Source organism: Janthinobacterium sp. GW821-FHT03C08 (assembly GCF_059420905.1).
In genome coordinates this window covers 59,905-68,697 of record NZ_JBWKUP010000024.1, presented here as the reverse complement: position 1 = coordinate 68,697, position 8,793 = coordinate 59,905, and the positions used below count along the sequence as shown (strand labels likewise).

Sequence of the window (8,793 nt, the reverse complement as noted above, 5' to 3'; positions counted from 1 at the left end):
GCGTCGAACGCCGCCATCAGGGGATCGATCTTCCCGGTGCCGCTGGCCTGCTTCGTGATCGATATTGCGTTTCCGTTAGGGACCGTGCGGGCATTGCCGACACACCAGGCCATCAAAGCCTGGCCGGCGTGTACGAACTCACCGCCAGCCACCTTGCGCTCGGTTGTCTTGATGGCACCGTTCAGCTTCCAGCCCTGCGAAATGGCCACGATGTCATCGATCGTAAAATCGCGTGCCACCAACTCATCCACCACATCGGTGATGCCCGCGCCATCCACACCAATGCCCTGCTTTTCCGGCAAGCGGCCTGCGTCCCTCACCTGGCAGACGATATCCGCCACAGCCGCAACGTCTTGCCCAGGGCGCTCCACCAGCGTGAGCTCGCCGGCGGCAGCGAAGTCCTGAAGCCGCGGCGCAATCTCCGCACGACGTTTCAGCACAATTTCGTGCGCCCATGCATGCGTCCACAACAGCCAGCGGCGGGTTTCGCACTCCCGACCCAGTACGGCCAGGCCCAGCAAGTCATCCAGTCCACCTCCGTCGATACCCACCACTGCAACCTCGCAGCGATCGAGCAGCGCATCGAGCGTCAGGCCTGGCTCGGCCGCTTCCTCCCAGAAGTCGGCGCCGGCCCAGCGGTCGGACCGCAGGTTCATGCCGATTTCGACGTTCAGGTGCTTGGCCAGAAACTGCTGAAACGATCCGTCCGTTTTAGCCTGATTTTTCTTGAGGTTGTCGGCGAGCCATTCGGCGCTGACGGAGCGCCCCATGTTCGGGTTGGTGATGTAGAAGTTCGCCGGTTCGAGGTAACCCTTGGCTTTGATCATCGCGTCCGGGAATTCATAGATCACACCGAGCGACTTGGGATCGTCGATTTTCCCGTCCCGCACATCCCGGTAGTACTGAAGCTTTTCCTTGAAAACACCGGCTGGCGGGTCTTCACTCTGGGTTGTGAGATAAATCACCCAGCCCTCCTCGCGCGATACCTGCCCGCCGGTGGCCTCCATGAACATGCCGCTGGCGTTCGCGCGTTTGCCAAACACCCAGTGCTCATCGACCAGCACGCGGCCCGACTTTTTCCCCGAGACGGTGTCAGTATCTGCAGCGACGACCTTCAAGCTATTGCGCGTGACGCGATGTGTAATCGTCCGCACATGGTCTTGAATATGGAATATCGCCGACAGTCTCTCATCGACCCGGATCATTCCAGCGGCTGGCTTGAAGCTGTTATCGGCCACCTCCTTGGTCGGCGCCAAGATCAAATGCTCTTCCTCTTCGCGAAAGCAGAGGATCAACGCTGTCAGCATGATCCCTGCAGCAATGGTCGATTTCGAATTCTTCTTGCTGATCAACAGGAAATACTCCCGGATCAACTGCTTGCCTGTCTCGCCGTCATAGCCGCCGAAGATTGCGGCCACGAAGTCGAACACCCATTGCTCGCTGCATTCTCCGAACGTTGGCTTGCCGGGAAGATCAACTACCCTCAGTTCCTTGAAAATATTCAGGGCCTGCTGAGCGTTGTCTGGAAAAATCGGGGGCGGAATAATAGGTCTTCCCGCGCACAGCCTCTCTTCCCAGTCCAGGCATGCCGTTGACCATTCCATTACCGCTCCTTCACTTCTTTACAACTTTGAGCGCCGGCGGCGCCATGGGTGCGAACATGTTCGCCGCCGCTTTCGCGTCCTCCTGTTTCTGATCTTTCTTGCCGCCTTCGCCAAGCTTCTTATGCACAAATGGCAGGAGCGCCTTTGCCGCGTCGGTACGGGTCTTCATTTCGGTAGCGGGATCATTCATTACCGCCACCAAAAAATCTTTCGGGTCTTTCGTCAGAAGCGCTGTCGACGTACTTAAATTGGGCGGCTTCGGCTTTCGGCCAGCGCCGACGCGAGCCCCGCCACTTTTTCCAGGTTGGCCTGCCATTTGAATTCCGTTTGAAAATGGGAAAATTTTCTGCGCGTGAGAAAGCAGGTGGTCTAGGTCAAAAAAGCCCCAGAGATTTGCCCTCCCCCTCCCTATGGGCTCAACGCGCCTCGCGCATCAGGCCCGCAGCTTCTTCGCGCTGCTTATCGCGGCTGTGGTGCGTGGTGCAAAGGGACTGCCACCGGGTCGAATCCCAGAACACCTTCATGTCGCCGCGGTGCGGCTCGATATGGTCTACCATCTGGGCGTGCGGCAGGCCGATGCCCCTGGCCATACACGCCAGTCCAATGGCTACCGCATCCTGCTCGTAGCTGATACCAGCGTCACGCAAGCAGTACGCGCAGAACGGATGCTTCACCAGGTAGGCGGCGCGGGCCTGTTGCCACTTGTAGCCGTAGCCGCGCGCGGTGCTGCTTTCCTTGCCGGAGCGCCACGAGTCCGCGCTTACCGTGACCATGCGGCCCGGCAGCGTTTGCAGCTTGGACCTCAGCGTACTGAGGCGAGGTGCCATCAATCGCCCGTGATGCCGTCGCCAACTGCAGCAGGGACGGCCATCACCGCAATGGTGGTGCCGCCATCCGCGATCAAGATGCGAACGTTGCAGCCCAGCTCTTTACGGATGTCTGCGCGCATCCTGTCGCGCTGCTCGCGGCTCACCGCATGCGGCACAGTCACCACCAGCAGATCGCCTTGCCCGATCTCGCCGGCCACTTCCGCATCGAGGGCAGTCGTCGGCGCCGATGCATCACCCAGGAACTCGGACAGCTTGGCGTCGATGCCGGCGCTGAACCCAGAAGCCACAGCAGCAGCGACGTATTCTCCTTTGCGGGAGGCGCTGACCGGCTGGCTACTGGCGACCATGCGGTCAGCCACAGCCGCTGTGCGCGCCTCGATCAGCGCACTCAGGCGGCACGCTCGCACCTCGTCAATGAAGTTGTACAAACTGGTGTACTGCTGGTTCACGTCGATCTTTCGCAGTTCCGTCAAGATGACCGCTTCAAGCGCGCCGGCATCGGCACGCGCCACAGGTTCAGCACCTTGACGAATGCGCTTCTCGATCATGCTGGTGAGCATGGGTTGCTTGCTGGTGGGAGTGAGCATGGTATTGCCTTTCAGGTGGTGGTCGTGGCATCAGGTACCAGGCCGGCCGCCGCGCCAGCAGCGCATGCTGGGCAATGGGTCAACGCCCGCATCAGTCGGCGCGCCTCTTCTGCCTGCGCCAACTGTGCGGCCAGCTGGTCGATGCGGCGCATGTCACCGGCCTGGGTGGCGCGCATGATCTCGTCACGCCAGTGCAGTGCTTGCATATGCAACCTCAAATAGAAAAGCCGCCAGCGCAGTGATGCGGCAGGCGGCGAAACCCGGCGTGCGGGGTAAGGAGAGATGGGGCGGACTTCCAGCAGGTTTCCGCGAGTACCTTTGGGTGATTGGTCGCCAGAGTTGCAGCTCAGAGTGACCTAATTACCTGCCGACTTTGAGTCCCGACACGTAGGCCGCCGCTTGTGTGCGACTGCCTAATGATCTGCGCAACAAACGTAATATTTATTTTTTAACTTTTTAAAATAGCAGTATGCAATAATACACTGTTGCAAAATAAACATATTCCCCCAACCCAATTGGAGAGAGCCAATGGCGAGCTTTAAATACGACCAGTTTGTCACAAAGATTGACCATAACGCATTTGACTTACTGCATAACCCGGGCGTTGCCGCGCCTGATGCTGGTATCTACCGTTGCCATGCATGCGGTCATGAAATTGGAATTGCTAAAGGGCACATACTGCCGCCACAAATTCATGCACAACACCCTACAAATCAACCAATTCAGTGGCGTTTATCTGTGTTCGCAGTACATAAATCCTAAAATCGATACAAAAAAACCCCGCGTCAGCAAAGAGGCGGGCTTTCGTTCAGGCGCAAGAAGACCGTCGACGCGGATGATCAGGTCGCGATATAAAAAAGGGCCGCTCGCGGCGGCCCACCAAACTTTTCGGCATCGCTTGCGCTATTTTGGATTGCTCACAGCGATTTTTACCACAACCTGATGCAGCAAGTTGCGCAACTGTTCGGCTTGTTCCATCGTGGAATCGTCCGCCATGTAAAGCAGGACGGTATCGCCGTGAAGACCCGGCACGACGCCGGACATCTCCAGTTCGACCCCGACCCCAACGCCGCCTGGCGCACCATCGTTCGCCGGCTCAATAACTCTTGGACGGAAATTCGGCTGTTTTTTCATGAGTCCTCCTTGCGAATGTGAAAAGCCACTATAACAAGAAGAAATTGAAAAACAAACAAGCAACCTGATTTTATCAAGGAGTCCTGCTCACCGTAAAAAAGCCCGCGACCGTAAGGTGGCAGGCTTCAATATTTTCGGGCGCGGCAACGCATCAAACGTCTCGGCTTCAGGTCTGCCGCTGCCCTGCGTCGCGCCGTAGCGCTTGGCTTGAATTATGCGCGCTGGATGGATCGTAAGGCGCGCAGTGCGTCAATTATATACTGTGTTTACGAACAGTTCGCAGAAAATTTTACAACCCCATACTGAACGATTGGGCGCCCTCAAACATGTCTGAGCAATGGCGGTTCAGGGCTTGCTGGCATACGGCTTGTAATCGCCGTTAATCCACATACCTACCGGCCGCGGCGACTCCCCTTTTCGGGTCCAGGTAACTTCCCCGGAATACGACTGCCCGCGCCCTAAAAACTTATATCGTCCTCGATCCACTTTCACAAACATTACATTCGCCATAGATGCTGAAACTGGATCTTTATTCACGCAGTTATAGCAGAAGTCTGAGGGTATGATGCTCGACTTGGCGTACCCTCCGATTCGCGAGGCTTCATCGATAATTTCACCGCGCGGTATCGGGTCATCGCCGTATTGTGCCTGCAACTGCTTGCCAGCACTCTCGATTGCAATGACGCGCAAAAGGTTGGTTGCCATTTTGTTTCCTTTCAGAGGGTTCGCGACATTTTCGTCGAGCAAGGCTGAAAACGAATGAGAATGACCTAATGAAGCATAGCACTTTATAGCGCCATGTCTGCAGCCAACCGCTTCATCGTCTGGCCAGCTGCGTGCGCCGCCATGGCGTTGAGCGCCTCCACCATATCCTCCACCAGGTGCAGCATCTTGTGCTGGGCCTGCACGGCGCGCGTGCCGCTGCCGGCGCAGGCGCGGCAGGCGATGTCCGACATCACCGTTGCCTGGCCGCGCACCGGCTCGTAGGCGCGCCCGGTGCAGGAAGGGCACACATCGTTTAGCCAGTGATCCAGCGACAGGCGCGCCACCTTGGCCGGGCTCACGTCGGCCGGCCAGGTCCGGTGTCCTGCCTTGCTCTTCACGACCTCGCGCCAAGCATCGAGCAGCGCCGGGTAGCTCGTGGCGTCGCCGGCGTACTTCACGCGGAAAAGCTTGGTGCCCAGGTCGCGGCACAGCGCCGCGGCGGCCAACACCTCGGTGCTGTGGTGGTGGGCGTCGTCACGCAGGTTAGAGGAGCCGAGGGCGCTGGTATATTTCTGGATTACGTTCACTTGAAGTCCTTGTATTTGCTCGTGTTCTACATCTTGTCGAGGTGCGCTGCCGGCGGCAACCACAGGAAATCCTGGATTCCGGTGGCGGCTGTTGCCGAATGGGCTATACGCATCACCGCTTGTTTCGCCGAATGGTTGGCTCAGGCGGCATGCCCATCGATGCGGCGCGGTGCAGCGGCCAGCGTACCGGCCGGCGCCATAGCGACAATCTGCTGCGTCGTTCCGCCCGCCATCACCCGCGCGGCCAGCGCTTGGTCGCCAATCATCATCGGCGGCTCCACGCCAAAGCCGACACGCTGGTTTTGCGCTTCCGACATGCCCACCAGCACCGGCGTGTAATCCGGCCGCTCGTTGCGCATCCGATAGCCGCGGTACCGGTTTTCGAACTCCTTCGCGACAAACGGCCATTCCTGCTCGTTCTTCGCGCCCAGCGCGACCCAGCCGCCCATCTCGACCAGCACGCGGTGGATCAGCGGATCATCGAACACGACGCTTCGGTATGGGCCGACGACGCGCAGCGCGCGGTCGACCTTCGACCAAGCCACAAGCGCCGAGTCTTGCGTCGTTCCGCCCATCATCCGGATCAGGTCGGCCGGCTTCGGCGCGAACTGGCCGGTGTCGGGATTGCGCACGTGGCGATCGAATGCTTGGCGCACAGCTGGCAGGTCGTACTGGCGCAGCGCACCCCACCAGATCGTGATCGCAAACTCGCTCGCAACGCGGCCGTAAAGCTCGGTAATCGCGCCGACCATGCCTGAAAATTCTTCGTAGTCATCCTGCGTCATGCTCGTCTCCCTGTGGTGCTGCATTGCCGAAAATTCGGGCCTTGGCGCGCTCAGCGTTGGCCATGGTCTGCGCATAGACCGTTCCAGTTCCGCCCTGCCCTGGCCCGGCGCGCACGGCTTGCTGGGTGACCCATTCGGCCTTGAACCCCTGCCAGCCCCGCGTGCAGCACAGCGCCAGGGTCGAGTCCAGGCTCATGCCGGCCTTCTCGGCCTCCCGCTTGATCGCGTCCAGGGCGGTCCTGCTCACCGGCGCCTTCTTGGCCTTGCGCAAGGCGAGCCAGTCGGCCGCCGTTTGTTCGGTGACGCCTGATGCGACCAGATCGGCCTTGGCTGAATATTTTGGCGCAGCCGATGCGGCCGGAACGGTCGCTATGATTTTTTCCTGTTCCTGTTCCTGTTCCTGTTCCTGTTCCTGTTCCTGATTCGGCAAGGGTTCCGGAACGGTTTCGGAAGGGTTACTTTTTGATGATTGGTTTGCGCCGAAAAAAACGCCTGAAACCCGCATGAAATCACGTTTCCATACGCAATCATCAGGGATTTGCAGCACCACCTTTGCGATGGCCTTTCGCTGATTCGGGTTTTCAGGCGGGTTCCAATCAAAATGCTTGGTTACCCATACCCATTTCGTGGTTTCGCAACGGTTACTGAAACCGTTCTGGAACAGTTCCGCAAACCCTTTCTGAACCCGTTCGGCATCCCATTGCAAGTCCTCACAGGCATAGCCATCTGGCAGGCGAAAAACGCCGGCGATAGTCCCGTGCGGGCAGCTGAGCAAGTAGAAAGCAAGCGTCCTACCGTCTTCCGACATGCCCCGGATTGTCGAACTGGTCCAAAAAGACGTATGAAGCTTTCCGTAATCACGCATGCCTTACACCTCCGCCCGTGAACTGTCCGACGGCGCTGCTGGATTGTCGGCCGCGTCGAAGCGCTGCGCATGCGCCAGCACATCTTCCAAATCAAAGCAGGCGCCTTCGCCAAGCGGCAAGATGCGCGCCACCGCCACCGCCTTCATCAACACATCAGCCACCTCGATGATGCCTTCGTCGTCCATGCTTGGCCGGATATAGTCGCCGAAGTGGTCTCGGGCCTCGAATATCTCGTCCATATGCATCATGCGCATCATGGTGGCGCGCAGCGCCTGCTCGCTGTCGCCGTGCTTGCGCATGGCGCCGACCACGGCCAGCATGCCCCGGTTGATCGGCATGTCACTCAAATGCAAGCCAGGGCCCGATGGTTTGGGCAGTGGCATGCTGGCTGCCCGCTGATACACCTGGGTCATGGCAAGGAAGCGATCAGGATCAGCCGGCGCTTGGAGGTCTTGGATAAATTGCGATTTCATGTTCACGGTTTCATTCAGCCAGGTATAGGGTCGGGGCGTGACCAGCGGGCTGAAATCGCTTGGTCGCGGCTGCGCAGCCGCTGCCCCGTTTGAAACTTGTTCCGGCGTCGTGGCCGGATAAATGGGCGGGCAGCACCTCCCGTGTTAAATTGCCAATTCCACTCAACAATTTACGAAAGGAACTACCCATGAGCTACACACAAACTGGTGCGCGCGTCGAAGCTGAAAATCAACTTCAGTTCATTATGAAATCGCAACCAGATTTACTAAATAAGGTATCCACTGGTGAAGGCGCTTATTTAGCTGATTTCTGCCACGACTTCATTGAGCAATACGCTATCCGTTTGATGAAGAGGCCAGATCTCGCGGAATAGAGCGAACGGCAGCAACTAGGGCATCACAGGCATGGCTCAACTGATGGGAACTTATTCCGCCAGCAGCCATCGCGCACAAGGCATCAACAATCTTTTCAGCGCGCGCGGCGTCCTTTACAGTAAGGGCCTCGCGCGACAGTGCCACTGGCAGCTCGGTAGCGCGCTGGCCGGCCTGGCCGGTGGTGTGCTCGGCATCAGCCACCAGCTGCGCGGATTGCGCGCGCATCGCTGCAGCGGCCTTCTCGCCGGCGGCCGACATCGTGGTGGCGATGCTGGCGTTCGCCGCGGCAAAAGCCGGCGCCCAACTTGCGATCATTTCACTGAGCTTTTCGGCCAGCGCCAGCGCGCGGTCGAGGTCAGAGGTGTCGATCTTGACCGCCAGGTCGCAGATGGACGGGACAGCGCCAGTATCCATGCCGGTTCGCGGCTGATTTACCACGCCCAACTGGCAGGCCTTTAGCACCTGCTCCAGATATTCCAGCGCATCCTGGGCATCGCGGTGGCCCTCGAACACCAAGCGCGTTTGCGCGATGGCGCCGCGCAGCTCGGCGGCGTGGTCAATGGTGGAGTTGCCGGAAAATTTTCCGGGAAGGTCGGCCGGCACCAGCTCGGGCCAGATGCGCGCCCAGGTGTCTGGAAACAGTTCCTGCCGCGTGACTTGGCCGCAGGTGGCGCGCTCGATCGCGGCGCCCAGTTCGGCCGGCACGGGATGCTTACCGGTATTCCAGTTCGATACGGTCGCAGGCGTCACACCAACAGCGCCCGCCAGTTGAATGGCGCGCCCGTGCGCAGTGAGGTATTCGGATAGGGTCATGGCGCTTCCAATATCAAATAAAGAATAACGTGTA

14 protein-coding genes are annotated in these 8,793 nt (G+C 59.0%); 2 read left to right on the top strand and 12 right to left on the bottom strand.

What is annotated here, in order from left to right; all coding sequences use genetic code 11:
* From AC07VL_RS26100 to AC07VL_RS26080, 5 genes are all read right to left on the bottom strand, one after another.
* On the bottom strand, positions 1-1,604 hold a 1,604-nt coding region (locus AC07VL_RS26100; protein ID WP_494808425.1), incomplete at its 3' end, for a terminase large subunit.
* A 10-nt stretch (positions 1,605-1,614) separates the two neighbouring features.
* Complete coding sequence (locus AC07VL_RS26095) at positions 1,615-1,920, bottom strand: terminase small subunit (RefSeq protein ID WP_494808424.1); 306 nt, start codon at positions 1,918-1,920, stop codon at positions 1,615-1,617.
* Positions 1,921-2,020: 100 nt separating this feature from the next.
* Complete coding sequence (locus tag AC07VL_RS26090; protein WP_494808423.1) at positions 2,021-2,431, bottom strand: HNH endonuclease; 411 nt, start codon at positions 2,429-2,431, stop codon at positions 2,021-2,023.
* On the bottom strand, positions 2,431-3,021 hold the full coding sequence (locus AC07VL_RS26085; protein WP_494808422.1) for a hypothetical protein: 591 nt from the start codon (positions 3,019-3,021) through the stop codon (positions 2,431-2,433). The genes AC07VL_RS26090 and AC07VL_RS26085 overlap by 1 nt, the downstream gene beginning before the upstream one ends.
* Before the next feature lie 11 nt (positions 3,022-3,032).
* A complete protein-coding gene (locus tag AC07VL_RS26080) occupies positions 3,033-3,227 on the bottom strand; it encodes a hypothetical protein (RefSeq protein WP_494808421.1) in 195 nt (64 codons plus the stop codon).
* A gap of 322 nt (positions 3,228-3,549) precedes the next feature.
* Here AC07VL_RS26080 and AC07VL_RS26075 point away from each other — a divergent pair, with 322 nt between their 5' ends.
* The gene (locus AC07VL_RS26075; protein ID WP_494808420.1) at positions 3,550-3,783 is read left to right on the top strand and encodes a hypothetical protein; all 234 of its coding nucleotides are present in this window, start codon (positions 3,550-3,552) and stop codon (positions 3,781-3,783) included.
* Between the two features lie 141 nt (positions 3,784-3,924).
* On the opposite strand, the gene AC07VL_RS26070 is transcribed toward AC07VL_RS26075, so the two are convergent.
* The 6 genes from AC07VL_RS26070 to AC07VL_RS26045 all read right to left on the bottom strand — a co-directional run bounded on the left by AC07VL_RS26070 (position 3,925) and on the right by AC07VL_RS26045 (position 7,571).
* Complete coding sequence (locus AC07VL_RS26070) at positions 3,925-4,155, bottom strand: hypothetical protein (protein WP_494808419.1); 231 nt, start codon at positions 4,153-4,155, stop codon at positions 3,925-3,927.
* Between the two features lie 345 nt (positions 4,156-4,500).
* Positions 4,501-4,860 carry a DUF7225 domain-containing protein gene (locus AC07VL_RS26065; RefSeq protein WP_494808418.1) on the bottom strand — a complete coding sequence of 120 codons (360 nt, stop codon included), beginning with the start codon at positions 4,858-4,860 and terminating at the stop codon, positions 4,501-4,503.
* Positions 4,861-4,943: 83 nt separating this feature from the next.
* Entirely contained in the window at positions 4,944-5,447 is a 504-nt protein-coding gene (locus AC07VL_RS26060) for a hypothetical protein (RefSeq protein ID WP_494808417.1), read from the bottom strand.
* Between the two features lie 140 nt (positions 5,448-5,587).
* Positions 5,588-6,232 carry a DUF6475 domain-containing protein gene (locus AC07VL_RS26055; protein ID WP_494808416.1) on the bottom strand — a complete coding sequence of 215 codons (645 nt, stop codon included), beginning with the start codon at positions 6,230-6,232 and terminating at the stop codon, positions 5,588-5,590.
* Positions 6,219-7,097: a phage replication initiator YdaU family protein gene (locus AC07VL_RS26050; protein ID WP_494808415.1), complete on the bottom strand. Its 879-nt coding sequence runs from the start codon at positions 7,095-7,097 to the stop codon at positions 6,219-6,221. The genes AC07VL_RS26055 and AC07VL_RS26050 overlap by 14 nt, the downstream gene beginning before the upstream one ends.
* Before the next feature lie 3 nt (positions 7,098-7,100).
* Positions 7,101-7,571 carry a hypothetical protein gene (locus AC07VL_RS26045; protein WP_494808414.1) on the bottom strand — a complete coding sequence of 157 codons (471 nt, stop codon included), beginning with the start codon at positions 7,569-7,571 and terminating at the stop codon, positions 7,101-7,103.
* A gap of 188 nt (positions 7,572-7,759) precedes the next feature.
* Here AC07VL_RS26045 and AC07VL_RS26040 point away from each other — a divergent pair, with 188 nt between their 5' ends.
* On the top strand, positions 7,760-7,945 hold the full coding sequence (locus AC07VL_RS26040; RefSeq protein ID WP_494808413.1) for a hypothetical protein: 186 nt from the start codon (positions 7,760-7,762) through the stop codon (positions 7,943-7,945).
* Here AC07VL_RS26040 and AC07VL_RS26035 read toward each other — a convergent pair.
* A complete protein-coding gene (locus tag AC07VL_RS26035) occupies positions 7,908-8,759 on the bottom strand; it encodes a transcriptional regulator (protein WP_494808412.1) in 852 nt (283 codons plus the stop codon). The genes AC07VL_RS26040 and AC07VL_RS26035 overlap by 38 nt on opposite strands.
* Between the last annotated feature and the right edge of the window lie 34 nt (positions 8,760-8,793).

What these genes read in the sequence shown, in the direction of transcription:
- AC07VL_RS26045 (WP_494808414.1), bottom strand. Translation starts at nt 7,571, where the DNA reads ATGAAATCGCAATTTATCCAAGACCTCCAAGCGCCGGCTGATCCTGAT.
- AC07VL_RS26050 (WP_494808415.1), bottom strand. Translation starts at nt 7,097, where the DNA reads ATGCGTGATTACGGAAAGCTTCATACGTCTTTTTGGACCAGTTCGACA.
- AC07VL_RS26095 (WP_494808424.1), bottom strand. Translation starts at nt 1,920, where the DNA reads ATGGCAGGCCAACCTGGAAAAAGTGGCGGGGCTCGCGTCGGCGCTGGC.
- AC07VL_RS26075 (WP_494808420.1), top strand. Translation starts at nt 3,550, where the DNA reads ATGGCGAGCTTTAAATACGACCAGTTTGTCACAAAGATTGACCATAAC.
- AC07VL_RS26065 (WP_494808418.1), bottom strand. Translation starts at nt 4,860, where the DNA reads ATGGCAACCAACCTTTTGCGCGTCATTGCAATCGAGAGTGCTGGCAAG.
- AC07VL_RS26080 (WP_494808421.1), bottom strand. Translation starts at nt 3,227, where the DNA reads ATGCAAGCACTGCACTGGCGTGACGAGATCATGCGCGCCACCCAGGCC.
- AC07VL_RS26070 (WP_494808419.1), bottom strand. Translation starts at nt 4,155, where the DNA reads ATGAAAAAACAGCCGAATTTCCGTCCAAGAGTTATTGAGCCGGCGAAC.
- AC07VL_RS26035 (WP_494808412.1), bottom strand. Translation starts at nt 8,759, where the DNA reads ATGACCCTATCCGAATACCTCACTGCGCACGGGCGCGCCATTCAACTG.
- AC07VL_RS26090 (WP_494808423.1), bottom strand. Translation starts at nt 2,431, where the DNA reads ATGGCACCTCGCCTCAGTACGCTGAGGTCCAAGCTGCAAACGCTGCCG.
- AC07VL_RS26055 (WP_494808416.1), bottom strand. Translation starts at nt 6,232, where the DNA reads ATGACGCAGGATGACTACGAAGAATTTTCAGGCATGGTCGGCGCGATT.
- AC07VL_RS26040 (WP_494808413.1), top strand. Translation starts at nt 7,760, where the DNA reads ATGAGCTACACACAAACTGGTGCGCGCGTCGAAGCTGAAAATCAACTT.
- AC07VL_RS26085 (WP_494808422.1), bottom strand. Translation starts at nt 3,021, where the DNA reads ATGCTCACTCCCACCAGCAAGCAACCCATGCTCACCAGCATGATCGAG.